At 66.8% G+C, this 24,158-nt stretch carries 24 protein-coding genes and 1 tRNA gene; 13 read left to right on the top strand and 12 right to left on the bottom strand.

The features are described from left to right. Position 1 precedes the first annotated feature (1 nt). On the top strand, positions 2-898 hold the full coding sequence (locus HNP51_RS06025) for a class I SAM-dependent methyltransferase (RefSeq protein WP_184268146.1): 897 nt from the start codon (positions 2-4) through the stop codon (positions 896-898). Then, positions 898-1,710 (top strand): RNA methyltransferase, encoded by an 813-nt coding sequence (locus tag HNP51_RS06020; protein WP_184268144.1) that lies wholly within the window; start codon positions 898-900, stop codon positions 1,708-1,710. The genes HNP51_RS06025 and HNP51_RS06020 overlap by 1 nt, the downstream gene beginning before the upstream one ends. 3 nt (positions 1,711-1,713) lie before the next feature. Here the strand turns inward: HNP51_RS06020 and HNP51_RS06015 are convergent, their stop codons facing one another. Both HNP51_RS06015 and hrpB read right to left on the bottom strand, forming a co-directional pair. Next, positions 1,714-3,003, bottom strand: a complete 1,290-nt coding sequence (locus HNP51_RS06015) for an MFS transporter (protein WP_184268142.1) — start codon at positions 3,001-3,003, stop codon at positions 1,714-1,716. Positions 3,004-3,066: 63 nt separating this feature from the next. Next, the gene (gene hrpB / locus HNP51_RS06010; RefSeq protein ID WP_184269087.1) at positions 3,067-5,517 is read right to left on the bottom strand and encodes an ATP-dependent helicase HrpB; all 2,451 of its coding nucleotides are present in this window, start codon (positions 5,515-5,517) and stop codon (positions 3,067-3,069) included. A gap of 160 nt (positions 5,518-5,677) precedes the next feature. Between hrpB and HNP51_RS06005 the strand changes: the two genes are divergently transcribed. Further along, positions 5,678-7,336 (top strand): amino acid permease, encoded by a 1,659-nt coding sequence (locus HNP51_RS06005; protein ID WP_184268140.1) that lies wholly within the window; start codon positions 5,678-5,680, stop codon positions 7,334-7,336. A 186-nt stretch (positions 7,337-7,522) separates the two neighbouring features. Beyond that, positions 7,523-7,607: transfer RNA gene (locus tag HNP51_RS06000), tRNA-Leu, on the top strand. A 7-nt stretch (positions 7,608-7,614) separates the two neighbouring features. Here HNP51_RS06000 and HNP51_RS05995 read toward each other — a convergent pair. After that, entirely contained in the window at positions 7,615-8,439 is an 825-nt protein-coding gene (locus tag HNP51_RS05995) for an NAD(P)H-hydrate dehydratase (RefSeq protein ID WP_184268138.1), read from the bottom strand. Between the two features lie 119 nt (positions 8,440-8,558). Between HNP51_RS05995 and HNP51_RS05990 the strand changes: the two genes are divergently transcribed. From HNP51_RS05990 to HNP51_RS05980, 3 genes are all read left to right on the top strand, one after another. Next, positions 8,559-8,897, top strand: a complete 339-nt coding sequence (locus tag HNP51_RS05990) for a P-II family nitrogen regulator (protein WP_184268136.1) — start codon at positions 8,559-8,561, stop codon at positions 8,895-8,897. 75 nt (positions 8,898-8,972) lie between these two features. Next, positions 8,973-10,382 carry a type I glutamate--ammonia ligase gene (glnA, locus tag HNP51_RS05985; protein WP_114817033.1) on the top strand — a complete coding sequence of 470 codons (1,410 nt, stop codon included), beginning with the start codon at positions 8,973-8,975 and terminating at the stop codon, positions 10,380-10,382. Between the two features lie 122 nt (positions 10,383-10,504). Beyond that, positions 10,505-10,750, top strand: a complete 246-nt coding sequence (locus HNP51_RS05980) for a hypothetical protein (protein WP_184268134.1) — start codon at positions 10,505-10,507, stop codon at positions 10,748-10,750. Between the two features lie 477 nt (positions 10,751-11,227). Here the strand turns inward: HNP51_RS05980 and tatC are convergent, their stop codons facing one another. Genes tatC through HNP51_RS05965 form a run of 3 tightly spaced genes read right to left on the bottom strand, consistent with a single transcriptional unit; the run spans position 11,228 to position 12,917 of the window. Then, positions 11,228-12,115 carry a twin-arginine translocase subunit TatC gene (gene tatC, locus HNP51_RS05975; protein ID WP_184268132.1) on the bottom strand — a complete coding sequence of 296 codons (888 nt, stop codon included), beginning with the start codon at positions 12,113-12,115 and terminating at the stop codon, positions 11,228-11,230. Then, the gene (gene tatB, locus HNP51_RS05970) at positions 12,112-12,672 is read right to left on the bottom strand and encodes a Sec-independent protein translocase protein TatB (protein WP_184268130.1); all 561 of its coding nucleotides are present in this window, start codon (positions 12,670-12,672) and stop codon (positions 12,112-12,114) included. Before tatB ends, tatC begins: the two co-directional genes overlap by 4 nt. A gap of 26 nt (positions 12,673-12,698) precedes the next feature. Then, complete coding sequence (locus HNP51_RS05965) at positions 12,699-12,917, bottom strand: twin-arginine translocase TatA/TatE family subunit (RefSeq protein WP_184268129.1); 219 nt, start codon at positions 12,915-12,917, stop codon at positions 12,699-12,701. 110 nt (positions 12,918-13,027) lie between these two features. Here HNP51_RS05965 and rnhA point away from each other — a divergent pair, with 110 nt between their 5' ends. After that, positions 13,028-13,480: a ribonuclease HI gene (gene rnhA / locus HNP51_RS05960; RefSeq protein WP_184268126.1), complete on the top strand. Its 453-nt coding sequence runs from the start codon at positions 13,028-13,030 to the stop codon at positions 13,478-13,480. Between the two features lie 10 nt (positions 13,481-13,490). On the opposite strand, the gene HNP51_RS05955 is transcribed toward rnhA, so the two are convergent. Genes HNP51_RS05955 through HNP51_RS05945 form a run of 3 tightly spaced genes read right to left on the bottom strand, consistent with a single transcriptional unit; the run spans position 13,491 to position 15,480 of the window. Further along, positions 13,491-13,949, bottom strand: a complete 459-nt coding sequence (locus tag HNP51_RS05955; protein WP_114817398.1) for an NfeD family protein — start codon at positions 13,947-13,949, stop codon at positions 13,491-13,493. Positions 13,950-13,952: 3 nt separating this feature from the next. Further along, on the bottom strand, positions 13,953-14,990 hold the full coding sequence (locus HNP51_RS05950; protein ID WP_184268124.1) for an SPFH domain-containing protein: 1,038 nt from the start codon (positions 14,988-14,990) through the stop codon (positions 13,953-13,955). 25 nt (positions 14,991-15,015) lie between these two features. Then, positions 15,016-15,480: an NUDIX hydrolase gene (locus HNP51_RS05945; protein ID WP_184268122.1), complete on the bottom strand. Its 465-nt coding sequence runs from the start codon at positions 15,478-15,480 to the stop codon at positions 15,016-15,018. 77 nt (positions 15,481-15,557) lie between these two features. Here HNP51_RS05945 and HNP51_RS05940 point away from each other — a divergent pair, with 77 nt between their 5' ends. From HNP51_RS05940 to HNP51_RS05925, 4 genes are all read left to right on the top strand, one after another. Then, entirely contained in the window at positions 15,558-16,961 is a 1,404-nt protein-coding gene (locus tag HNP51_RS05940; protein WP_184268120.1) for an FAD-binding oxidoreductase, read from the top strand. 94 nt (positions 16,962-17,055) lie between these two features. Next, a complete protein-coding gene (gene yaaA, locus HNP51_RS05935; RefSeq protein WP_184269085.1) occupies positions 17,056-17,829 on the top strand; it encodes a peroxide stress protein YaaA in 774 nt (257 codons plus the stop codon). Positions 17,830-17,894: 65 nt separating this feature from the next. Continuing rightward, positions 17,895-18,692: a 3-hydroxybutyrate dehydrogenase gene (locus tag HNP51_RS05930; protein WP_184268118.1), complete on the top strand. Its 798-nt coding sequence runs from the start codon at positions 17,895-17,897 to the stop codon at positions 18,690-18,692. Between the two features lie 140 nt (positions 18,693-18,832). Next, positions 18,833-19,858 carry a patatin-like phospholipase family protein gene (locus HNP51_RS05925; RefSeq protein ID WP_184268116.1) on the top strand — a complete coding sequence of 342 codons (1,026 nt, stop codon included), beginning with the start codon at positions 18,833-18,835 and terminating at the stop codon, positions 19,856-19,858. Here HNP51_RS05925 and HNP51_RS05920 read toward each other — a convergent pair. Both HNP51_RS05920 and HNP51_RS05915 read right to left on the bottom strand, forming a co-directional pair. Continuing rightward, complete coding sequence (locus tag HNP51_RS05920) at positions 19,855-20,775, bottom strand: L-threonylcarbamoyladenylate synthase (RefSeq protein WP_184268114.1); 921 nt, start codon at positions 20,773-20,775, stop codon at positions 19,855-19,857. The two genes, HNP51_RS05925 and HNP51_RS05920, sit on opposite strands and share 4 nt — an antisense overlap. Beyond that, positions 20,772-21,323, bottom strand: a complete 552-nt coding sequence (locus HNP51_RS05915; RefSeq protein ID WP_184268112.1) for a cytochrome b — start codon at positions 21,321-21,323, stop codon at positions 20,772-20,774. The genes HNP51_RS05920 and HNP51_RS05915 overlap by 4 nt, the downstream gene beginning before the upstream one ends. Before the next feature lie 122 nt (positions 21,324-21,445). On the opposite strand from HNP51_RS05915, the gene HNP51_RS05910 reads away from it, so the two are divergent. Next, positions 21,446-23,230 carry an acyl-CoA dehydrogenase gene (locus HNP51_RS05910; RefSeq protein WP_184269083.1) on the top strand — a complete coding sequence of 595 codons (1,785 nt, stop codon included), beginning with the start codon at positions 21,446-21,448 and terminating at the stop codon, positions 23,228-23,230. A gap of 87 nt (positions 23,231-23,317) precedes the next feature. Here the strand turns inward: HNP51_RS05910 and HNP51_RS05905 are convergent, their stop codons facing one another. Beyond that, positions 23,318-24,118: a serine protease gene (locus tag HNP51_RS05905; protein ID WP_184268110.1), complete on the bottom strand. Its 801-nt coding sequence runs from the start codon at positions 24,116-24,118 to the stop codon at positions 23,318-23,320. Positions 24,119-24,158: the final 40 nt, after the last annotated feature.

Below are 24,158 nucleotides of genomic sequence, written 5' to 3'. Positions count from 1 at the left end.
GATGGCTCCCGTTCTCTCCTCCACGCCCGAAACCCTCGTCACGCGAGGCTGGTCCGACTATGCGCTGCTCGACAGCGGACACGGTCGCAAGCTGGAGCGGTATGGCCGCTTCACCGTGGTCAGGCCCGAGCCGCAATGCTTCTGGGCGCCGCGCGATCCAGCGGCCTTCGAGCGCGCCACGGCCGTCTTCGATCCTCAACAGGAAGAAGAGGACGCCGGCCGCTGGCGCTTCGACGCCCACGGCCCCATCGACGCCTTCCCGCTGAAATGGCGGGACGTGCGCTTCACCGGCCGTTTCACCCCCTTCCGCCACCTGGCCTTCTTCCCAGAGCAGGCGGCCAACTGGGAGTGGATGGACGCGCGCGTCCGCACGCTGAAGCAGCCCAAGATCCTGAACCTGTTCGGCTATACCGGCGTGGCCAGCCTGGCCGCCGCTGCGGCGGGCGCGCACGTCACCCACGTCGACGCCTCCAAGAAGTCCGTCGCCTACGCCCGCGAGAACGCTGAGCAATCGGGCCTCTCGGATCACCCCATCCGCTGGATCGTCGAGGACGCCCGCAAGTTCGTCGCCCGCGAGGTGCGTCGCGGTTCGAAGTACGACGGCATCATTCTGGACCCGCCGAAGTACGGTCGCGGCGCCAACGGCGAGGTCTGGCGCCTGTTCGAAGACATGCCCGAGCTGCTGAAGGACTGCGCGGCTCTGCTGTCCGAAGACGCCTCCTTCCTGCTGCTGAACGCCTATGCCGCGCGGATTTCCGGCCTATCTCTGGCGCACGCCATGGCCGAGGCCACCCATGATCGCGGCGGGCGCATCGACTGGGGCGAACTGGCCCTGTCGGAAGACGGCCCGAACGCCCGCGCCATCGGCCTCAGCTTCTTCGCCCGGTGGAGCGCCTGATGTACGAGCGCGTCATCACCTCTCTGACCAACGACACCATCAAGTCGGTCCGCGCCCTGCACATGCGCAAGGAACGCGACCTGACCGGCCGTTTCCTTGCCGAGGGCCTGAAATTCATCGGCGAAGCTCTGGATCAGGGCCGCGCTCCGGTCATGCTGCTGGTCGGTGAAGAGGCCCGCCCGCACCCCCTGCTGGACCGCGCCAAGGCCGAGACAATCAGGGCCGGCGGCCAGATCATCGTCGTGACCCACGCCATCCTCGAAAAGATCAGCCGTCGCGACAATCCCCAGACGGTGCTGGGCGTGTTCGAGCAGGTCTATACCCCGCTGGACGCCATCAAGCCGGACGCCAAGCCCTGCTGGGTGGCGCTGGAGCAGGTGCGTGATCCGGGCAATCTGGGCACCATCATCCGCACGGCGGATTCCGCCGGTTGCGGCGGCGTCATCCTGATCGGCGACTGCGTCGATCCCTTCTCGGTCGAGGCCGTGCGCGCCACCATGGGCTCGGTCTTCGCCGTCACCATCAGTAAGGCCTCGCGCGAGGAATTCCTGGCCTGGCGCGCTCAGTGGCCCGGCAGCGTCATCGGCACCCGTCTGGACGCCCAGCACGGCTATCGCGACAGCCCCGTGCGCCACCCGGCCCTGATCATGATGGGCAATGAACAAGCTGGCCTGACTGACGAACTAGCCGCCGCCTGCGACCTGAACGTCAAGATTCCCATGCGCGGCCGGGCCGACAGCCTGAACCTGGCCATCGCCACCGGCATCATGGTTTATGCCGTGACCGACGCGGCCTACGGCACGGATATCTAGGCCCTAAACCTCGCCGTCCGTCTTGATCCGGTTCATGCCCAACAGGGCCAGGATGGTCAGGACGGCGGCGACGGCCAGATAGGCGCCCACCGCCTGCAAGCCGTAATGCCCTGCAAGCCATGTCGCCGCGAAGGGCGCAAGCGACGCGCCGAGAATACCCGCCAGATTGAAGGTCATCGACGCCCCGGTGTAGCGCACCGCTGTCGGGAAGGGCCGCGCCAGGGCTGCGCCCAGAGGCCCATAGGTGCAGCCCATCAGGCTGAAGCCGATGATGAAGAAGGCTACCACGCCGACCAGCCCGCCGCCGCCGAAGAGCGGGGCCAGCACCAGACCGAACAAGGCGATGGCGATCGACGTGACCAGCAGCGTTCGCCCCTGCCCCCAGCGATCCGCCGCCAGGGCCGACAGTGGAATGAACAGGCCGAAGAAGCAGACGCCCAGCAACTGGATCGGCAGGAACTGCTCGCGGGTATAGCCCATGGCCGTCGTGCCCCAGCCCAGGGCGAAGACGGTCATCAGATAGAAGAGGACGAAGGTCGCCATCCCCGCCAGCGTCCCGGTCAGCAGGGCGAACTTGTGCTGCGCCAGCAGGGTCAGGATCGGCGTCTCGACCCGCTCGGCCTTGTCGATGGTCTTCTTGAATTCGGGCGTCTCGGTGATGCGCAGGCGGACCCACAGGCCGACGATGACCAGCAGCGAGCTGGCGATGAAGGGAATGCGCCAGCCCCAGGCCAAGAACTGCTCGTTCGGCAGGGTCGCCGTCAGGATGATGAAACTCAGGGTCGACAGGATGAAGCCGATCGGCGCGCCCAACTGAGGGAACATGCCGTACCAGGCCTTCTTGCCCGGAGGCGCGTTTTCGGTCGCCAGCAGCACCGCCCCGCCCCATTCGCCGCCCAGACCCAGTCCCTGCCCGAACCGGCAAAGGGCCAGCAGCAGGGGCGCGATCACGCCGACGGATTGGTAGGTCGGCAGCAGGCCGATGGCCACCGTCGACAGCCCCATGGTCATCAGCGCAGCGACCAGGGTGGCCTTGCGCCCCACCTTGTCGCCGAAGTGGCCGAAGACGACGGCGCCCACGGGCCGCGCGAAGAAGGCGATGGAGAAGGTGGCGAACGACGCCAGCATGGCCGTCGTGGCGTCCTCGCCCGGGAAGAAAAGGGTGGGAAACACCAGCACCGCCGCCGTAGCGTAGATGTAGAAGTCGAAGAACTCGATCGTGGTGCCGATCAGGCTGGCGAACAGAATTCTCCGTTTGGAGGCGGCAGGCGGTGAAATAGCAGCGTTGGCCACACGAAATCCTTGCGTTGATGCAAGGTCATTGCGGTGCGCCGCCAACCGCCGTCAAGCGGAGCCTCAGGTCCCGCGCGGTTTGACCCGGTTTGTGGGCGCGGCATGGGCGGGGTCTTCCGGCCAGGGATGACGCGGATAGCGCCCGCGCATCTCGCTGCGCACCGCCGCCCAGGACCCTGTCCAGAACCCCGGAAGGTCCTTCGTCACCTGCACTGGCCGCCGCGCCGGCGACAGCAGGGACAGCGTCAGCGGAACCCGCCCGCCGCCGACCGTGGGATGGGTCTTCACCCCGAACAGCTCCTGCACCCTGATTTCGACGCGCGGGCCGCCTTCAGCGGCGTAGTCGATACTGGCCGAACCCAGCGGCGTGGTCAGGCGCGGCGGGGCCAGGTCGTCCAGCCTGCGCTGCAAATCCCACGGGATCAGGCCGCGCAGGGCCTCGGCCAGCTTGGGGTCGCCGATGTCGGCCAGCGACCGCGCCCCGTCCAGCAGCGGCCAAAGCCAGTCCTCACGCAGGGCAAACAGTCCCTCGTCCGACACATCCGGCCAGGTCGCATCCAGCCCATGCAGGAAGGCCAGCCGCGCCCGCAGCGCCGACGCCTGCTCGCCCCAGTTCAGGGTCTTCAGCCCGCCCGCCTCGACTTCGGATTTCAGCGCCGCCGTCATGGTCGCCCGATCCGGCGCGCCGACGACCTTCTCGTCCAGCACCAACGCCCCGATGCGGCGGATGCGGCGGATCACCGGTTTGCCGGAGGGCTCGCGCACTAAGCGGTCCTCGACCTCGATCCGGTGCGCCAGAGCGGCCTCCAGCGTCGCCGCGTCCAGCGCCGCCGCCAGACGAATGCGGTCGCGCGCGTCGCCGCCGCCGAGTTCCGCCACCGCCAGCCAGGGCTCGCGCGCCATATGTTCCGTCGGATCGACGAAGGCTCCACGCCCGGAGGCCAGCAGCACCTCACCCGGCTTGCCGCGCGCCCGCGCGATACGCTCGGGGAAGGCCTCAGCCAGCAGCAGGCCCGCATCCGCCTCGCCGCCATTTCCGCCGCCCGCCGCCCGCGCCCAACGCTCGGCCAGCTTCATGGCGTCGCGCGCCCGCGGCGAACGGTCCCGCTCCAGCCCTTTCAGTCTGTCATGCAGGTCGACGGCGTTGCCGCCCAGCCCCGGTTCGCTGAGAATCGCCGCGATCTTAGCCCCGCCCAGAGCATCGTCCTGATCCGAGGCCACGGCGACCATGTGCGCCAGTCGCGGCGGTAGAGGTATCCGCGTCAGCCGTCGTCCATGCGCCGTCAGGTCGCCCTTCCCATCCAGCACCCCCAGCCGGGTCAGCACCTTCCGCGCCTCGGCCAGCGCCCCGGCGGGCGGCGGGTCCAACAGGGCCAGCCCATCGGCCGACTTCGTCCCCCAACGCGCCAAATCGAGAGCAAAGGCAGTCAGATCAGCTTCCTGAATCTCCGGCCGTTGATGGGGGACCAGTCCCCGCGTCTGTTCTTCGTCCCACAGGCGATAGCAGACGCCCGGCTCGACGCGACCGGCGCGCCCTCGCCGCTGCTCGGCGGAAGACCGACTGACCTTGACCGTCGCCAGTCGGGTCAGGCCGCTGGACGGCTCAAACCGAGGCACGCGCGACAGACCGCCGTCGATCACGACGCGCACGCCCTCAATGGTCAGACTGGTTTCCGCCACCGAGGTCGCCAGCACCACCTTGCGCCGTCCGGGCGGCGCCGGCTCAATGGCGCGATCCTGCTCGCCCTTGTCCAAGGCGCCGTAGAGGGCGACCACATCGACCGAGGGATCGCGCAACCGTTCGTTCAGCCGCTGGACCGTGCGGTGAATCTCGCCCTGCCCCGGCAGAAAGACCAGCACCGAGCCGGTCTGGTCGCCCAGCGCCAGCATGACCGCCCGCGCCACGGCGTCCTCGAATCGCTCGGCGACGTTGCGTCCCAGATAGAGGGTCTCGACCGGGAACATCCGCCCCTCGGCCTCGATCACCGGCGCCCATTCTCCAGATGGATTGGCGAGCAGCCGCGACACCCCCGCGATATCCAACGTGGCCGACATGACCAGCAGACGCAGATCGTCGCGCAGCACCGATTGGCTCTCGCGCGCCAGGGCCAGGCCCAGATCAGCGTCCAGACTCCGTTCGTGGAACTCGTCGAACAGAACCGCGCCGACGCCCTCCAACGCCGGATCGTCGAGAATCATCCGGGTGAAGACGCCCTCGGTGATGACTTCGATCCGCGTCTCGGGGCCGATGCGGCTTTGCAGGCGGGTGCGATAGCCGACGGTCCCGCCCGCCTTCTGCCCCAGGGTCGCCGCCATCCGGTCCGCCGCCGCCCGCGCCGCCAGCCGGCGTGGTTCCAGCACCAGCACCTTCTGGTCGCCCAGCCAGGGCTGATCCAGCAGGGCCAGAGGCACGACAGTCGTCTTGCCGGCCCCCGGCGGGGCGGCCAGAACGACCGCGTTGGTGGCGGCCAAGGCCGCTTTCAGCGGCTCCAGTACGGCGTGAATCGGCAGCATCACATGGGCCTTAGCCTCTAGTTCACGGTTCACGAAAGCGTCGTCTGCGCTTCATCCAATCGAAACCGCGTTGCGCGCAGCCGCTCAGATGGTTAGCGTCCGCCCCCAAGAAGGCAGCCCGGGGAGGGCCTGCCGTGTGTATCGATGGGGGCGCGACTACATGTCCGCAAACGGCGTAAAGCCAACTGGCAACCAGCTATTTCTCAAGAAATCTATTGCCCAGATCCAGAAGGAAGCCGCCAAGAGCGAGCTGAAACGGACCTTGGGCCCCATGAATCTGATGAGCCTGGGCATCGGGGCCATTATTGGCGCCGGTATCTTCGTTCTGACGGGTCAGGTCGCCTCGGCGCACGCCGGACCGGCCATCATGTTCTCCTTCGTCATCGCCGGCATCGCCTGCGGTCTGGCGGGGCTCTGCTACGCTGAACTGGCCTCGACTATGCCGGTTTCGGGTTCGGCCTATACCTATGCCTATGGCACCCTGGGCGAAGTCTTCGCCTGGATCATGGGTTGGCTGCTCGTGTTGGAATACGGCGTCGCCGCCTCGACCGTCGCGGTCGGTTGGTCCGGCTATGTCGTGTCGATCCTCAACGATTTCGGCCTAAGCGCCAGTCTATTCCCGACGATAAGTTTCGCCGGCGGCGAAGGCCCTCAGTGGGCGACGCCCCTGATCCAGTACATCGCCAGCGGTCCTGACGCGGGCTTCCCGATGACGGGCACGTTCAACCTGGTCGCCGCCGTCGGCATCGCCGCCGTTTGCGGTCTGCTGGTGCTCGGCGTGTCGGAATCGGCCAACATCAACAACGCCATCGTCGTCATCAAGATCATCGTTCTTCTGACCTTCATCGCGGTCGGCATCCAGTATATCAATCCCGCCAACTGGCAGCCCTTCATCCCGGCTCAAGGCGCGACCTGGGACCAGTTCGGCGTCGGCGGCATCTTCCGCGGCGCGTCGATCATCTTCTTCGCCTACGTCGGCTTTGAGGCTGTCTCAACCGCAGCAGCCGAAGCCAAGAACCCGTCCAAGGACGTGCCGGTCGGCATTCTGGGCGCCCTGTTCGTCTGCACCCTGATCTATATGGCTGTGGCTGCTGTCATGACCGGCGTGGTTCCCTATCTGGAACTGGCCTCGCCGGCTCCGATCGCCGTCGCCATCGACCGCATGGGTCTGGAATGGGCCAATGTGCCGCTGGCCGCCGCGCCTAGCGGTCAACTGAACCTGATCGCCTTCCTGATCAAGATCGGCGCAGTCACCGGCCTGTCCTCAGTCATGCTGGTGCTCTGCTACGGCCAGACGCGCATCTTCTACACCATGGCCCGCGACGGCCTGCTGCCCAAGGTGTTCGCCACCATCCACCCCAAGTTCCGCACCCCGTGGATCGGCACCATACTGCTGGGCATCGTGATCGCGATCGCGGCCTCCTTCCTGCCGATCTCGATCCTGGGCGACCTGGTGTCGCTGGGCACGGCGACGGCCTTCGCCATCGTCTGCCTGTCGGTCATCGTGCTGCGTATCAAGCACCCTGAGATGGAGCGTCCGTTCAAGGTCCCCGGGGGCATCGTCACCGCGGTCCTGGGCATCCTGGCCTGCCTGGCGCTGGCCTCGTTCAACTTCATCCCGATGATCCAGCACGCCATGAACGACAATCCGCTGCCGCTGACCATCCTCGGCATCTATGCGGTCGTCGGCGCCCTGATCTACGCCCTCTACGGTTTCGCTCACTCGAAGCTGGCCAAGGGCATCGACATCACCGAGGACACCACGCTGGAAACGGCTGTGGAGGCTCTCGGCCACGGCGTCGACAACAAGAAGGACTGATCCCCGGATCAGCTCCGGCCTTAAGCAGCGTAGCGATAGGCAACAAAGAATGGCCTCAAGCAGCGCAAGCGCGATAGGCCACAAGAAATGGAAGGCCCCGGAGAAATCCGGGGCCTTTTTCTATCCGCACCAACCTTGTCGGTTGCCCAATTCCGCGCCCTCGCCTACAGGCTTCCGCCTACCTATGCGGATGTGGCGGAACTGGTAGACGCACCAGATTTAGGTTCTGGCGCCGAGAGGCGTGGAGGTTCGAGTCCTCTCATCCGCACCACTGGTCTTCAGCCGCGATAGAGGCTGGCCAGCACCGCCGGGATCAGATCCGGCAAATCCTCAGCGATCAGCCCCGGCCCAAAGCGATGCGCGGCATCCGCGTGCATCCAGACGGCCGCACAGGCTGCGGCGAAGCTGTCCATACGCTGCGCCCGCAGTCCGCCGATCATGCCCGCCAGAACGTCGCCGCTACCTGCCGTCGCGAGCCAGGGCGAACCATTGCCGTTGACCACACAGCGTCCATCAGGCGCGGCGAGGACTGTGGCGCTCCCCTTCAGCACAAGGACGCACCCCGCCCGCTCAGCGGCCTCTATCGCCGCCGTCTCGCGCCCCTTGGCCAGCAGGCCCGGAAACAGCCGCTCGAACTCGCCTTCATGCGGGGTCAGGACGTCGTCGCCATCCAGACAGGCGAACAGGTCGCCCGGCCGGTCGCGGAACAGGGTCAGGGCGTCCGCATCGACCACCAGGGCTGCACCCGTCCGGGCGAGCGCCGCGACATTGGCCGCTGTTGCGCCTGTAAGGCCTGCTGCAGGCCCGATGACCACGGCGTCCATCGCCTGGGCCAGCTCCGCCAGTTCATCGGCTGTGGCGAAGCTGGCCAGCATGACCGCCTCCAGCGCCGGCGCCAGCACGGGCGCTGCGTCCGGCGGGCAAAAGACCTTCACCAGCCCCGCGCCGACTCTCAATCCGGCGCGCGCCGCCAGCCGCGCCGCGCCGGTCGACAAGGCGCCGCCGGACACCACGCCCAGCCGGCCGCGCGCGTGCTTGTGCGCCTCGGCGCCGGGCCAGGGCAACAGGCTCTGCCATGTCATGGGGTCGTTGATCGGGTTCATGATCGAATTCCGTTCACGGATGGCCTGTAAGCACGAAAATTGCTTGCCTTATTGTGCGATGCAATGTCCCTTTACCCCCCGAGCGTCGGACCAACCAGGGAGCCGGCTCGGGACTCGCCATGAAGAAGATTGAAGCCGTCATCAAGCCGTTCAAGCTGGATGAAGTGAAAGACGCTCTCCAGGACATCGGGGTGCAGGGCATGACCGTCTTGGAAGCCAAGGGATATGGCCGCCAAAAGGGTCATTCCGAGCTTTATCGCGGCGCCGAGTACGTCATCGACTTCCTGCCCAAGATCAAGATCGAGGTCGTCGTGGCTGATGATCTGGCTCCCGCCGTGATCGACGCCATCCAGACCGCAGCCCGCACCGGCAAGATCGGTGACGGCAAGATCTTCGTATCCACCCTGGAAGACGTGATCCGCATCCGCACCGGCGAAACCGGCGCCCAGGCTATCTGACCACCCTACGGCCGTCCCTTCCGGGCGGCCGCTTTTCGTTCCTCCTCTCCTCCCCGAACCAACAGGACTTCGAGCATGAGCGCCGCCCAAAAGATCCTTCAAGAGATCAAGGACAAGGACGTCCAGTACGTCGACGTCCGCTTCACCGACACCCGTGGTCGCCTGCAGCACGTCACCTTCGATATCGATCTTGTCGACGAAGAGTTCCTTGAAGAAGGCACCATGTTCGACGGCTCGTCGATCGCGGGCTGGAAGGCCATCAACGAAAGCGACATGCTGCTGAAGCCGGATCTGGAGCGGGCCTATATCGACCCCTTCTACCAGCAGACCACCCTCTTCCTTTTCTGCGACGTCGTCAGCCCCGACACGGGCGAGCCCTACAACCGCGACAGCCGCTCGATGGCCAAGAAGGCCCTGGCCTATGTCCAGTCGTCGGGCGTGGGCGACGTGGTCTATTTCGGCCCGGAAGCCGAGTTCTTCATCTTCGACGACGTGCGCTGGAACACGGCTCCCCACAACACCGGCTACAGCTTCGATTCGACCGAACTGCCGGCCAACACCGGCGCTGAATACGCCGAGGGCAACCTGGGCCACCGTCCGGGTCACAAGGGCGGCTACTTCCCGGTCAACCCGGTCGACTCCGCCCAGGACCTGCGCGGCGAAATGCTGGCCGTGATGAAGGACCTCGGCATGCAGCCCGAGAAGCATCACCACGAGGTGGCCCCGGCGCAGCACGAACTGGGCCTGAAGTTCAGCGACCTGCTGACCATGGCCGACCGCCTGCAGCTCTACAAATACGTAATCCACAACGTGGCCGCGGCCTACGGCAAGTCAGCGACCTTCATGGCCAAGCCCATGTTCGCCGACAACGGCTCGGGCATGCACGTCCACATGTCGATCTGGAAGGACGGCAAGCCCCAGTTCGCCGGCGACAAGTACGCCGGCCTATCGCAGGAATGTCTGTGGTACATCGGCGGCGTCATCAAGCACGCCAAGGCCATCAACGCCTTCGCCAATTCGACCACCAACTCCTACAAGCGCCTGGTGCCCGGCTATGAAGCTCCGGTGAAGCTGGCCTACTCGGCCAGCAACCGTTCGGCCTCGATCCGCATCCCGCACGTCTCCTCGCCCAAGGCCAAGCGTCTGGAAGCCCGCTTCCCCGACCCGATGGGCAACCCCTACCTGACCTTCGTCGCCCTTCTGATGGCCGGTCTGGACGGGATCGAGAACCGCATCGATCCGGGCGCGCCCGCCGACAAGAACCTCTACGACCTGCCGCCGGAAGAGCGTGGCTCGATCCCGGAAGTCGCCGGTTCGCTGAAGGAAGCTCTCGACGCTCTCGACGCGGACCGCGCCTTCCTCAAGAAGGGCGGCGTCATGGATGACGACTTCATCGACAGCTACATCGCGCTGAAGTCTGAAGAAGTCGCCCGCCTGCAACTGCATCCGCACCCGGTCGAATTCGACATGTACTACAGCTGCTGATCCCCGGATCGGCCTGACGATCAAGGCGCCGGGCGGCAACGTCCGGCGCCTTTTTCATGGGCCGGAACCGGCGGGAACATCCTCCGCCGAGCGCGGTTGCCCTCCCGAAGGAGAAACCCGCCATGCCCAACAAACACGCCGACACCGACCGCTGGGGCGGTCCGGGAGCTAGCCATGAGAACCGAGACAAGCCCAAGCCTGACCCACGGGTCAAGGACGCCGACGCGCCTGATCACCTGTCGCCGCGCAGTCAGGTCTCGGGCGGCGGCGGCGAGAACGATATTCACAAGGGCCACTCAGCCAAGGCCAAGCACGCCAAACACTCGACCTCGCAGGAAAAGAAGCACGAGCGGGACGGTCGGCACTAACGGTCTGCTCCGCCCCTTAGGAGCGTTGCCCTCACCATCTCATCGACTATGGTTCGGTCAAGACTGGGTACGGGGGCGGTGATGGACCACGCGATGACGGCCGTTCTGGCCATAGGCTTGACTGCGATGGTTTCCAGCGCTTCCGGCCAGACCAACGTGGGACAAAACCACGGCGGGGGGCTTCACTGGTCCGTGGCGGCGCCTCAGGGAGCGAGCTGGTCCCTGTCCTGCGGGTTCAGCCCCGTCACACTCGACATGGGCCGGTATGATCGCGAGCACTGGGCGAACCGCCTGAACCGAGCTGGACAGGGGCCTCAGCGAGGCCGACTGCCAGGCGACAACGGAAGCTGCACTCTCACCAAGACAGGCGGCGCGGGTCCGGTCGGTGTCGCCTTGGTCAAGAACGACCTGGCTGCCGCCGCCGGCACGAACCACCCAGCCAGACCCGCTCAGATCAACGTCTTCTAGGCTGCAGTTTTAGCTGGCCAGTTCCTCGGCCGCATCCGCCTTCTTGCGGCGCAGTTCGATGATGCGGACGCACCAGATCGAAACTTCGTAGAGCAGCACCATCGGCACGGCGAGCATCAGCTGGCTGATAGGGTCCGGCGGGGTGACGATGGCGGCGACCACGACCACGGCGACGATGGCGTAGCGCCGCCCCTTGGCCATGACCTGGGAGCTGATCATTCCGGCCAGGCCTAGCAGGGTCATGACGACCGGAAGCTGGAAGCAAAGACCGAAGGCCAGGATCAGCGCCGTTACCAGGTTCAGATAGTCCGACACCTTGGGTAGCAGTTCCGCCGAGACGCCCTGCCCGATGATCTGCTGGCTCAGCGAAAACCACATCACGAAGGGCAGCATGACGAAATAGACCAGGGCCGCGCCCAACAGGAAAAGCAAAGGCGCCGCCACCAGGAAGGGCAGGAAGGCGCCCTTCTCGTTGCGATAGAGACCCGGCGCGACGAAGCGATACAGCTGCCAGGCCAGAACCGGGAAGGCCACGATGACCGCGCCCAGACCCGCCAGCTTCATCTTGGTGAACAGGATCTCCAGCGGCGCCGTGTAGATCAACTTGACGCTCTGGTGGTCTACATCGGGCACCGGGATCAGGCGCGCCGTGCCCAGGATCAGGTCAAACGGCGACACATGGCCGTGCGCCCCCACCGTCTGGTGGAAGGCAGCCGACACCACATAGGGCTGGACAAGGAAAAGATAGAGTTTCTCGGAGAAGGCGAAACAGCCGATGAAGGCGACGATGAAGGCCACGACGCAGATCAGCAGCCGCCCGCGCAGCTCGATCAGATGATCCATCAGGGGCGCGCGCGAGGCCTCGATCTCAGCCTCATCCCGGTCGAACGACGTCATTGATCGACCTTCTTCTTACGCACGGCTTTAGGCTTGGCAGTCCCGGCGACGGCGCCGCTGGCCTTGGACGTAGCCTTGGCAGTGCGCTTTGCCGGCGTACGAGCCGTCTTGGGCTTCGAAGCCGCCTCGGCCTCGGGTTCAGCGGCGACGGTCACCGCGACCGGTTCCACAGCAGGCTGGATCGCGTCGGGCCATTCGTCCACGCCAGTGGCCACCGGTCCCTCCTGCGCGGGCGCAGCCAGAGCCGGCGCATCAAGCGGCGCTTCCAGATCCTTCCGGATATCCTTGAACGCCGCCTCGGCCTCGGCGCCGAGCGGGTGCATGCCCTGCCCGGTCCGCAGAGCCTCGACCTCCTTGCGAAGGTCGTCCAGCTCGGACTGCCGAGCCATTTCGTCGAAGCTGGCGCGGAATTCGTTGGCCATTCCGCGCGCCTTGGCGACGAACTGACCGACCTTGCGCATCAGCATCGGCAAATCCTTTGGCCCCACGACCAGCAGGGCCACCAGACCGATGACAAGGATTTCGAACCCGCCGATTCCGGGGCCAAGACCACCCATGATTCAGCGTCTCTCCGCGAACGCGATCAGCGGTTCAGGTCTTCTTTTTCGGCCTCGGTGCGCGGCAGCGAGCTGACGCCGTCCTTCGGGCCCTTGGAATCCGTATCGTCTTTCAGGCCGTCCTTGAAGGCGCGGATGCCCTTGGCCGCGTCGCCCATGATGCCGGACAGCTTGCCGCGTCCGCCGAACAGAAGCGCGATCACGACAATGACGATGGCCCAGTGCCAGATGCTCATGGAGCCCATGGCGTTACCTCCTCAAAGGGACCACGAAAGCGGTCCCGTCCGACTGATTGTTGTGCGTCATATAGGCTGACTGATGGCGGCGCGCCAAGGGACGCTGTAGGGACGCGGCCATGAGTCTCGTTGATCACGTCATCATCCATACCGACGGCGCCTGCAAGGGCAATCCCGGTCCCGGCGGCTGGGGCGCCATTCTGCAAACCGGCGGCGGCCTGGAGAAGGAACTCTGGGGCGGAGAGCCCAACACCACCAACAACCGCATGGAGTTGATGGCCGCCATCGCCGCGCTGGAGGCCCTCAAGCGCCCGTGCCGCGTCGACCTGCATACCGACAGCAAATACGTCATGCAGGGCATCACGGAATGGATCCGGGGGTGGAAGGCGCGCGGCTGGAAAACCGCCGACAAGAAGCCGGTCAAGAACGACGACCTGTGGCGACGCCTGGACGAAGCCCGCAGCCGCCACGAGGTCAAGTGGCACTGGGTCAAGGGTCACGCCGGCCACGTCCTGAACGAACGGGCCGACGCCCTGGCGAATCGCGGCGTCGACGAGATGCGCCGCCGCTAGGCCGAAGGGCTCAGATCGCGCGCACCTTCAGGCGCGGACCGGCCACTGATTCGACCACCACGCTCTCGCCCGCCAGCGGGGCGGCGCCTTCGATCTCGGCCGGCCATTCGGCGCCCGAGACGAAGACCCGGCCGCGACCATCGACGAAGGCCTCGACCACCCGCGCCCGCTCGCCCACCAGACGCAGGTCGCGGTCGTTGATGTCCGGCTCGTCGGTCGGATTGACCCGTTTGATCAGGGTCCGCGACGCCAGGGTGGCGATGACGGTCAGGGCCGCGAAAATTCCCGCCTCGACCGGCAGGCCAAGGTTCGGCGCAATCGCCGCGATCAGGGCGACGACGCCCGCCGCGACCGCCGGCCACAGCAGCCACTCGGTCGACGCCGCCGCCTCAATGGCCAGCAGGACCACGCCGACGGCCAGCCACAGCCAGAAGGGCTGGGAAGCATAGAGGTTCTGGATGAAGTCCATGACCTACTCCGTGGTCGGCACAGCGCCGCCGGGGCGACGCGGCGCGACCGTGCGGGCCGGCGGCGTCGAGGCGGGCGAAGGCGTGGCGGCCTGACGGGGCTCGCGGCGAACGTCGGTGCGCCCCTGCTGCTGCTCCTTGGCCAGACCGACCAGTTCGCCGAGACCTGCAATGGTGCCGACCAGACCGCTCATCTCGGCCGGGACGATGACCGTCTTGGCCGTCGGATTGCGCGCCAGTTCGGCGAAGGCCTCGACGTATTTCTGGGCCACGAAGTAGTTGATGGCGTTGACGTCGCCGCGGGCGATGGCTTCGGACACCATGGCCGTAGCCTTGGCCTCGGCCTCCGCTTCACGTTCGCGCGCCTCGGCGTCACGGAAGGCGGCTTCGCGACGGCCCTCAGCCTGCAGGATGGCCGACTGCTTGGCGCCCTCGGCGCGGGCGATGGCGGCCTGCTTCTCGCCCTCGGCCTCCGTGATCACCGCGCGCTTCTCACGCTCGGCCTTCATCTGGCGCGCCATGGCGTTGGTGATGTCGGCGGGCGGGGTCAGATCCTTGATCTCGATCCGGTTGACCTTGACGCCCCACGGCTCGGTCGCCGCGTCGATGACGGTCAGCAGGCGCGAGTTGATGCTGTCGCGCTGGAACAGGACCTCGTCCAGCTCCATCGAACCGACCACGGTGCGCAGGTTGGTCATGCACAGCTGGGTGATAGCGTAGGGCAGGTTTTCAACGCGATAGGCGGCGGCCGAGGCCTCCATCACCTGGATGAAGACGATGGCATCGACCTTCACCATGGCGTTGTCCTTGGTGATGACCTCCTGCTGAGGCACGTCCAGGACCTGCTCCATCATGTTCATGCGCCGACCGACCCGTTCAACGAAGGGGGTCAGGATGCTGATGCCGGGCTTCAGCGTCTTGGTGTATTTGCCAAAGCGTTCCACCGTAAATTCACGGCCTTGCGGCACGATCTTGATGACGCTGAACAGGAAGATGATCGCGAAGGCTGCGAACACCACAAAGAAGAAAATCGAGAAATCCATAAGCCCCTCCGGTTGAGCGCGGAGCTTAACGGTCGCCCCGCCCTCGCGCCACCGAATCCGGTTCACCGGCGATGACAAGGCCGTCAGCACGGCGTGCAGCCATGACCCGCGCCTGCCGGATGATCCGCCGCGTCTCGGACCAGCCCACCCGGCGCAACGCCTCCTCGAACGGCACAAAGACGGCCTCTGCGGCGTCGTCGCCCGCTGTCGGCTCGCCGCCGGTCCACACCGCAGCGTAGTCGATCAGGACGTAGTGTCGCTTGGCTTCGGGAAACAGACCGTCCACCACGTCGATCAGACCGATCAGTTGGGCCTCCACGCCCGTCTCCTCGCGCAGTTCACGCAAGGCCGCATCGGCAAGCCGCTCGCCAGGCTCGATGCGTCCGCCCGGAAGGCTCCATTCGCCCTGACGCGGCGGCGTGCCGCGACGGATCAGCAGGACTTCGTCGCCTTTCAGGCAGACCACGCCCACAGCCGGGACCGGAATCATGTTTTCTCCGCGAATTGAGCGCCTGGAGGCAGGGTTTTGCGCTTCCACCACGCCACGCCTTTTGCCACAAGGCGGATATGACCCTCCCCACGCCCGCCGCCATCGAAGACCTCAAGGCCGCCCTGCCCGGCGCCTGGACCGCGGACGCCGATGACATGGCCCCCTGGCTGACCGAATGGCGCGGGCGCTGGACGGGCGAAACCCCCATCCTGCTGCAGCCGCGCACGACCGAAGAAGTCGCCACAGCCGTCGCGATCTGCGCCCGACACGGCGTCGCGGTCGTCACCCAAGGCGGCGGCACCGGCCTGGTCGGCGGCCAGATCCCCTTTGGCGAGGTTCTGCTGTCCACGCGCAAGCTGCGCACCGTGCGCGACGTGACCCCGCTCGACGACGCCATGACGCTGGAGGCTGGGGTCACCCTGCTGGAGGCCCAGCAATTGGCCAAGGAAAAGGACCGCTTTTTCCCGCTCAGCCTCGCGGCCGAAGGCTCGGCCACCATCGGCGGCGTCATCTCCACCAACGCCGGCGGCACGGCCGTCCTGCGCTACGGCATGATGCGCGATCTGGTGCTGGGTATCGAAGCCGTCATGCCCGACGGCCAGGTGTTCAACGGCCTGAAGCGCCTGCGCAAGGACAACACCGGCTATGACCTGAAGCAGCTATTCATCGGCGCCGAAGGCACCCTCGGCGTCGTCACGGCGGCGACGCTGAAACTCTTCCCCATCATGCGCAGCCGCGCCACGGCCATCGTCGGGCTGGAAAGCCACCACGCCGCTGTCGCCCTGCTGGCCCGCGCCAAGGCCGAGACCGGCGGCGGGGTCGAGGCCTTCGAGCTGATGAAACGCCTGGGCATGGCCCTGGTGCTCAAGAACATTCCCGACACCCGCGAGCCGCTGGAGTCTACCCCGCCCTGGTACGTCCTGATCGAGCTAACCTCGGGCGAGCCCGGCGGCGCTGATTCGGCCATGGAACGGCTGCTGACCGGCGCCTTCGAGGAAGGGCTGATCATCGACGCCGCCATAGCCCAGAACGACGCCCAGAAGGCCGCCTTCTGGCGTCTGCGCGAAGAACACTCGGCGGGGCTCAAGCCTGAGGGCGGCGGCTGGAAACACGACGTCTCGGTGCCGGTGTCGCAGATCGCCGACTTCATCGACGAGGCCACGGCGGCGGTGGAGAAATTCCACCCCGGCTGCCGCGTCTCGGTCTTCGGCCACGTCGGCGACGGCAACCTTCACTATGACGTGATCCCCGGCGTCGGCGAGGACGTGCCCACCTTCATCGCCCGCTGGATGGAAGGCTCCGAAATCGTCCACGACGTGGTGGCCCGCTACAACGGCTCCATCTCGGCGGAACACGGACTGGGACGGCTCAAAACCGACGAGGCGCGGCGCTACAAGTCGCCGTTGGAGATCGCGACAATGCAGACCGTCCGTCAGGCCATCGACCCCCAGCGGATCATGAATCCAGCGGTCCTCTTCTAGGCCTCACGACCGCATGTGACGCCGCCGACGGTTCAAATCGTCACGGAAGCGGCCTATGAGGCCCGCTTCCCGATGCTTCGGAGTCTATGTCGCCTTGCTGATCGTCCTGTCCCCGGCCAAACGGCTGGACTTCACGCCCCCTGCCCTCGACGTGGCCTCGACCCCGCGCCGCTGCGCCGACGAGACCGCCGAACTGGCCAAGGTGACGCGCAAGCTGAGCCGCGCCGACCTGCGCCGCCTGATGTCGATTTCCGACGCCCTGGCCGACCTGAACTACGAGCGCTTCCAGGCCTTCGACAACGAGACGACCGAGGGCGCGCTACAGGCCGTCTTCGCCTTCGCCGGCGACGTCTATGACGGGCTGGACGCCCGCTCGCTGGCCCCTGCCGATCTGGCCTGGGCGCAAGACCACCTGCGCATCCTGTCGGGCTTCTACGGCCTGCTGCGGCCGCTGGACGCCATCCAGCCCTACCGCCTGGAAATGGGCACGCGGCTGAAGACCCCGCGCGGCGCCACCCTCTATGACTTCTGGGGCGAGCGTATTTCGCAGCGCCTGAACGACGACGCCGCCCCCCTACCCGACCGCACCCTGGTCAACCTGGCGAGCCAGGAATACTTCGGCGCCGTCGACGCCAAGGCGCTGAAGCTGCCGGTCATCACGCCCCACTTCAAGGAGCGCAAGGACGGCGAGGCTCGCATCATCTCCTTCTTCGCCAAGAAGGCGCGCGGCGCCATGGCCCGCTACGCCATCGAAAACCGTATCGAGAAAGCTTCTGATCTCAAGGCCTTCGACCGCGACGGCTATCGCTTCGACAAGACGCTTTCGACCGACGCGGACTGGATATTCATCAGAGAGGGAAATTCCTGATCGCCAGATTGAACGACTGCGGCTAGGCTGCGTTGCAGCATAGCTAATTCACGGGTTCTCTCCGCATGTTCGCCATGAACGATCTCAAGGGCCAGGTCGCCGTCGTCTCCGGCTCGACCTCCGGCATTGGCCTGGCTTTGGCGCGCGCCGTTGCACAGTGCGGCGGCGACGTGGTGCTGAACGGTCTGGGCGACCCCGCCGTTATCGAACAGACCCGCGCTGGTCTGGCGGCCGAGACGGGCGTTCGCGTCCTCTACCATCCGGCCGACATGACCCAGCCGGACCAGATCGCCGACATGGTCGCCACGGCGCATCGCGAGCTGGGTCGCCTGGACATCCTGGTCAACAACGCCGGCATCCAGCACGTCGAGGCCGTAGAGAACTTCCCCGCCGAGGCGTGGGAGAAGATCATCGCCATCAACCTGTCCTCGACCTTCTACGCCACCAAGGCGGCCATCCCGATCATGAAGGCGCAGGGGCGCGGCCGGATCGTCAACATCGCCTCAGCACACGGCCTGGTCGCCAGCCCGTTCAAGTCGGCCTATGTCGCTGCAAAGCACGGCGTGATCGGCTTCACCAAGACGGTGGCGCTGGAACTGGCCCAGCAGAACATCACCTGCAACGCCATCTGCCCCGGCTTCGTCGAGACCCCCATCGTCGCCAAGCAGATCGAGGATCAGGCCCGCACGCGCGGCATGACGCCCGACGACGTGATGAAGAACGTCATCCTCGGCTCGCAGCCGACCAAACGCTTCGTCACGACCGACGAACTGGCGGGCCTCTTCCTCTATCTGGTGTCCGACCTCGGGGCCTCAGCCAACGGCTCGCACTTCTCCGTCGATGGCGGCTGGACCGCTCAGTAGGCCGCTAGAGCTTTTCATGCGTCATCCCGGAAACGGCGCCGCCGTTATCCGGGACAGCTCAAGACACGACTGTTCCGGCGACGGCGCTTCCGGCGGTCCCGGCTCTTCGCTACGCTGCGGCCGGGATGACGGAGTGAGGTATGGCGACTAAGCGCAAACCCATCTGCCTCGCGCTGCAAGGCGGCGGCTCGCACGGCGCTTTTCAGTGGGGCGTGCTGGATCGGCTGCTGGAAGCGGACATCCTCGACATCCGCGTCGTCACCGCCGCCTCGGCGGGAGCGATGAACGCTGCGGCCCTGATCACCGGACTGGAACAGGGCGGCGCCGAGGGCGGCCGCGCCGCGCTGGACAAGCTGTGGCGCGAGGTCAATCAATCCGGCGGCCGCAACGTCTTCGGCGATAGCGCCATCTGGTCCAAGGCCCTGACGCCCGGCTGGCTCAAGGACAGCCCGATGTGGAAGGCCGGCGAGACCCTGGCCATGTCGATGAGCCCCTACTCGTTCAATCCCTTCAACCTGAATCCGCTGAAGCGCGTTCTGGAAACCGCCGTCGATTTCGAGGCTGTGCGGGGGTCCAGGGTCCAACTGATCGTCTCGACCACGGCGGTCCGCGCCGGCCGTTCGCGCCTGTTCCGCTCACCCGAGATCACGCCCGACGTCCTGCTGGCCTCGGCCTGTCTGCCCCACCTCTTCCACGCGGTCGAGATCGAGGGCGAGCCCTATTGGGACGGCGGCTATCTGGCCAATCCGGCGCTGTGGCCGCTGTTCTACGCTGATACGCCGGACGACATCCTGCTGCTGCCGCTCAACCCCTTCGTTCGCGACGAAGCGCCGCGTGAAGCGGGCGAGATCATGGATCGGCTGAACGAGATCCTGTTCAACGCCCCTCTGGTCGCCGAGTTGCGCGCCGTCGCCTTCGTTCAGGACCTGATCGCCGAGGGCAAGCTGAGCCGCAACGAAGACCGCCATCGCGCCGTCCGAATGCACGCGATCGAAGCCGACGACTGGCTGGGCAGCCTGTCGCTGTCGACCAAGTTCGACACCGAATGGAGCTTCCTCAACGACCTGAAGTCGCGCGGACGTCAGGCGGCCGAACACTGGCTGGAAACCTGCGCGCCCCAGGTGGGTCAAGCCTCCAGCGTCGATCTCAAAGCCCGCTTCCTCTAGCCGACAAAGCCCGCCGCGCGGCGCAGGCGGTCGTTGATCGCCTCGCCCAGCCCCTTGTGCGGGATCGACGACACGGCGATGCCCGCAGGCTTGGTCCGGTCCGCTTCGCGCAGCAGCCGGAACAGATTGGCCGCCGCTTCGCGCAGATCGCCAGTCGGGCTCAGGCTCCAGCGCGGTTCGCCGACGCCGGGGCCGAACCCCAGCAGGATCTCGCCCGCCTTCGCCGCCTCGGCCTCGATCCGCACGGGGGCGTCCGGGGCATAGTGTAGTGCCAACCGTCCGGGCGAGCGGTGGCCCTGCCCGTTCTCGGCCAATGGCCCGACCACGGCCTCGATCTCCTCGCGCGTCACCGAACCGGGACGCAGCAGGGCGACGACGCCGTCCAGCACCGAAACGACCGTGCTTTCCACCCCGACCGCGCAAGGCCCGCCATCGACGGCGGCGCCGACCGCATGACCCGTTTCCTCCAGCGCGTCGCTAAAGGTCGTGGGGCTGGGTCGCCCTGAGCGATTGGCCGAGGGCGCCACCACGGCCCCGCCAAAGGCGGCGATCACGGCCCGCGCTCTTGGATGCCCCGGCACGCGCACAGCCACGCTGTCCAGGCCGGCGCGGGCCAGATCGCAGACCCGCTCGCGGTCCCGAACCGGCGCCACGATGGTCAGCGGACCGGGCCAGAAGGCCTCGGCCAACGCCCGCGCCCGCTCGTCGAAGACGGCGATACTCTCGGCGTCCAGGCCATTGGCGACGTGGGCAATCAAGGGGTTGAAGCGCGGTCTTCCCTTGGCCTCGAAGATGCGGGCCACCGCCTGTGGGTTCGAGGCGTCGGCCGCCAGCCCATAGACTGTCTCGGTCGGCAGCGTGACCAGCCGCCCGGTCTTCAGCGCCTCGGCGGCGATTTCGGGGGTGTCGCCTTTCATGGCCGGCGCGGGATCATCGGGATCATGCGGTGCAGCACATTGTCCCGGTTGATGAACTGATGCTTCAGCGCCCCAGCGATGTGCAGGACGATCAGCACATAGAGCAGCTTCGCCACCATCTCATGCGTATCCATAAACTGTCCCGCCGCCTCGCGCCCGCCGCCGACCGGCAGCAGCGGCCACTGAAACAGGCCGAACCAGCTTATCTCGCGACCGCCCGCCGACGACGCCAGCCAGCCGGTCAGCGGCATGGCCAACAGCACGACGTAGAAGGCGATCTGCGTCGTCCGCGCCAGGACGCGCTCCCACCTCGGCATCTCGACCGGCAGGGCGATCAGGGGATTGGCCAGCCGCCAGCCGATTCGTCCCAAGGTCAGGGCCAGGATGGTCAGCCCGACCGCCTTGTGAACCTGCACGAACTCGCGCGACAGCGGCCCCTCGGTCGCATCGTGCGCCATGATCAACGCCACCTGCGCGACGACGGCCAGAGCGATAACCCAGTGCAGGATCAGGGAAACGGTCGAATAGCGGTTCCGAGGTTCGGCCATGGGTCTTTCCTTCCGCGACGGCACAGGTCCATAGCTTGGCGGAACCTCGACCAAAGTCCAAGCGCCCTTGCATCACCCACGCCTCGGGCGTCAGAAGCATGTTGAAGATTCTGGAGACCGCCATGAGCTACCGCGCCCCCGTCCGTGACCTCGCCTTCGCCCTGGAAGCCGTCGCCGGCATTGATCAGGTCGCCGCCACCGGCGCATTCGCCGACTATGACGCCGACGTCATGGGCGCGGTGCTGGAGGCCGCGGGCCAGTTCTCGGAACAGGTTCTGGCCCCCCTGAACCGCCCTGGCGACCTGGCCGGCGCCAAGTACGCTGACGGCGCCGTCACCGCCGCTCCCGGCTTCGTGGACGCCTACAAGCAGTTCGCCGAAGGCGGCTGGACCAGCCTGACCGCCTCGGTCGAGGCCGGCGGCCAGGCCCTGCCCAAGGCGCTGGAACTGGCGGCCTATGAAACCGTCCACGCCGCCAACATGGCCTTCGGTCTCTGCCCCATGCTGTCGCTGGCCTCGATCGAGGCGCTGGAAGCCGTCGGCACAGACCATCAGAAGACCACCTATCTGACCAAGCTGGTCAGCGGCGAATGGACCGGGGCCATGGTCCTGACCGAGCCGCACGCCGGTTCGGACCTGGGCGCCCTGACCACCACGGCCACGCCGAACGGCGACGGGACCTATGCCCTGAACGGCCAGAAGATCTTCATCACCTGGGGCGACCACGACGCCACGGACAACATCATCCACCTGGTCCTGGCCCGCCTGCCCGACGCCCCTGCGGGTCCCAAGGGCATCAGCCTGTTCCTGACGCCCAAGTTCGCCGTCAACGCCGACGGGTCGCTGGGCGAACGCAACGCCTTCCACCCGGTCGGCGTCGAGCACAAGCTGGGCATCCACGCCTCGCCCACCTGCGTCATGGCGTATGAAGGCGCTCGCGCCGAACTGGTCGGCCGTCCGAACGAGGGCCTGGCCCATATGTTCGTGATGATGAACGCCGCCCGCCTGGCCGTTGGCGTCGAGGGCGTCGGCATCGCCGAGCGCGCCTATCAGCACGCCCTCGCCTATGCTCTGGACCGCCGTCAGGGGCGCAGCGTCTGGACCGGCGAGAAGAACGCCCCGATCTTCGACCATCCCGACGTGCGCCGCACCCTGGGCGTCATGAAGGCCAAGATCGCCGCCGCCCGCGCCATCTGCCTGTCCACCGGCGTCGCCGCCGACCTGGCCAAGCACGCCGCCACCGAGGCCGAGCGCAAGGCCTGGAAGGGCCGCGAGGACCTGTTCACCCCTATCGCCAAGGCCTGGTCCACCGACATCGGCTGCGAAGTCGCCTCGCTGGGCGTCCAGGTCCACGGCGGCATGGGCTTCATCGAGGAGACCGGCGCGGCCCAATACTACCGCGACTCCCGCATCGCCCCGATCTACGAAGGCACCAACGGCATTCAGGCCATGGACCTGGTCGGCCGCAAGCTGTCGATGGACGGCGGCGAGTCGGCCCACGCCCTGATCGCCGACATGAAGGCGACCCTGATCGAGATCGACCGCCTCTATGTCGGCAAGCCGGTCGAACGTCTCGCCACGGCCATCGAGGCCGTCGAGGACGCCACCCTTTGGCTGCTGGACGCCAAGGCCGACGCGACGCGGGCCGCCGACGTCCTGGCCGGCGCGGACGCCTATCTGAAGCTGATGGGCGACGTGGTCGGCGGCTGGATGCTGGCCAAGGGCGCGCTGGCCGCCAAGGCCCGCCTGGACGCCGGAAACGGCGACCCCGTCTGGCTGCAAGGCAAGCTGGACCTCTACGAACTCTACGCCGCCAACGTCCTCGGTCACGTCTCCAGCCGCCTCGCTGCGGTGGGCCAAGGCGGCGACCTGCTTCAGGGGCTGAGCGTGGAAGCTCTGGCGGGCTAACGCTCACCGTCCCCCCGGAAGGCGCGCAGCGCCTATCCGGGGCCGCTGGAAGCGCCGGGCCAGAAGTGCTCCGGGCTTTCCGTTTCGCTACGGCGCGACAGGCGTATCCAGCAGCGCAATCGCCTCGCGCACATACTGGGCGTGGGCCACGACGCCGAGCTCCAGCCCCTCGCCGCCGCCCTGGACCTCCTGCACCAGCACCCCGGCGATGTAGGGGTGATCCGGCGTCGGCGCGCCCGGCAGACGGTCGACGGCGGGCGTCCAGAACACCGGCCCGCCCGAGTTGCCTTGTGACACCGCGAAATCCAGCAGGAAGATGGGGAAGTGGCGGATCGGCGTCAGCGGCCAGGAACTGATCCGGCCGAGACGCAGGATCGGAAAGCCCGCCTTGTTGGCCGACAGCCCATGAGGATAGCCCAGCGCCATCAGTTCGTCGCCCGGCCCCACACGCCACTGGTCGAAGGTATTCTCATCAGCCAGCCAGCCCATGGGGATCGCGGCCTGAGCGAACGCAACGGGCGCCGTGATCTCCATAACCGCCACGTCCCGCTCGGGGTGTTGGGTCCACAACGGCGTTCCGGCGGCGTCGCGGATCGGCAAATTCGCGGGCGTGAACTTCCACGCGCCGTCAGCCTCAGCCGTACGCCAGCCGATGCGCGCCTCGGCGCTCGGCATGACATTCAGGACATGGGCGGCCGTGACCAGGACCACGCGAGGGGCCCCGTCGGGTCGAGGGGCGGAAATCAGGAAGCCGGTGCCGACCTTGCGCGTGCTCTGGTCCAAAGGCTGGTCGATCTGCACCGTGGCGTTGATCAGGCCGACAGTCAGATCCCAAGGCGCAGGGGCGACGGCGGCGGGCGGTGCGGGCGGAACATCCTGATCGATCATCCCGCCATTTGACGCCGCACGTCGGCGGGCACAAGGTCCG

Source organism: Brevundimonas bullata, from assembly GCF_014207965.1.
In the GTDB taxonomy this organism is placed as follows: Bacteria; Pseudomonadota; Alphaproteobacteria; order Caulobacterales; family Caulobacteraceae; genus Brevundimonas; species Brevundimonas bullata_A.
Note: the sequence above shows the minus strand (reverse complement) of the source record. Positions and strands in the feature narration are given on the sequence as shown.

Coding starts and splice junctions, on each gene's coding strand:
- HNP51_RS06005 (WP_184268140.1), top strand. CDS start 5,678: ATGTCCGCAAACGGCGTAAAGCCAACTGGCAACCAGCTATTTCTCAAG.
- HNP51_RS06025 (WP_184268146.1), top strand. CDS start 2: ATGGCTCCCGTTCTCTCCTCCACGCCCGAAACCCTCGTCACGCGAGGC.
- HNP51_RS05980 (WP_184268134.1), top strand. CDS start 10,505: ATGCCCAACAAACACGCCGACACCGACCGCTGGGGCGGTCCGGGAGCT.
- HNP51_RS05995 (WP_184268138.1), bottom strand. CDS start 8,439: ATGAACCCGATCAACGACCCCATGACATGGCAGAGCCTGTTGCCCTGG.
- HNP51_RS05915 (WP_184268112.1), bottom strand. CDS start 21,323: ATGGCCGAACCTCGGAACCGCTATTCGACCGTTTCCCTGATCCTGCAC.
- HNP51_RS05940 (WP_184268120.1), top strand. CDS start 15,558: ATGACCCTCCCCACGCCCGCCGCCATCGAAGACCTCAAGGCCGCCCTG.
- HNP51_RS05920 (WP_184268114.1), bottom strand. CDS start 20,775: ATGAAAGGCGACACCCCCGAAATCGCCGCCGAGGCGCTGAAGACCGGG.
- HNP51_RS05965 (WP_184268129.1), bottom strand. CDS start 12,917: ATGGGCTCCATGAGCATCTGGCACTGGGCCATCGTCATTGTCGTGATC.
- HNP51_RS05945 (WP_184268122.1), bottom strand. CDS start 15,480: ATGATTCCGGTCCCGGCTGTGGGCGTGGTCTGCCTGAAAGGCGACGAA.
- HNP51_RS05910 (WP_184269083.1), top strand. CDS start 21,446: ATGAGCTACCGCGCCCCCGTCCGTGACCTCGCCTTCGCCCTGGAAGCC.
- tatB (WP_184268130.1), bottom strand. CDS start 12,672: ATGGGTGGTCTTGGCCCCGGAATCGGCGGGTTCGAAATCCTTGTCATC.
- HNP51_RS06020 (WP_184268144.1), top strand. CDS start 898: ATGTACGAGCGCGTCATCACCTCTCTGACCAACGACACCATCAAGTCG.
- HNP51_RS05930 (WP_184268118.1), top strand. CDS start 17,895: ATGTTCGCCATGAACGATCTCAAGGGCCAGGTCGCCGTCGTCTCCGGC.
- rnhA (WP_184268126.1), top strand. CDS start 13,028: ATGAGTCTCGTTGATCACGTCATCATCCATACCGACGGCGCCTGCAAG.
- HNP51_RS05955 (WP_114817398.1), bottom strand. CDS start 13,949: ATGGACTTCATCCAGAACCTCTATGCTTCCCAGCCCTTCTGGCTGTGG.
- HNP51_RS05925 (WP_184268116.1), top strand. CDS start 18,833: ATGGCGACTAAGCGCAAACCCATCTGCCTCGCGCTGCAAGGCGGCGGC.
- HNP51_RS05950 (WP_184268124.1), bottom strand. CDS start 14,990: ATGGATTTCTCGATTTTCTTCTTTGTGGTGTTCGCAGCCTTCGCGATC.
- HNP51_RS05905 (WP_184268110.1), bottom strand. CDS start 24,118: ATGATCGATCAGGATGTTCCGCCCGCACCGCCCGCCGCCGTCGCCCCT.
- HNP51_RS05990 (WP_184268136.1), top strand. CDS start 8,559: ATGAAGAAGATTGAAGCCGTCATCAAGCCGTTCAAGCTGGATGAAGTG.
- hrpB (WP_184269087.1), bottom strand. CDS start 5,517: ATGCTGCCGATTCACGCCGTACTGGAGCCGCTGAAAGCGGCCTTGGCC.
- glnA (WP_114817033.1), top strand. CDS start 8,973: ATGAGCGCCGCCCAAAAGATCCTTCAAGAGATCAAGGACAAGGACGTC.
- tatC (WP_184268132.1), bottom strand. CDS start 12,115: ATGACGTCGTTCGACCGGGATGAGGCTGAGATCGAGGCCTCGCGCGCG.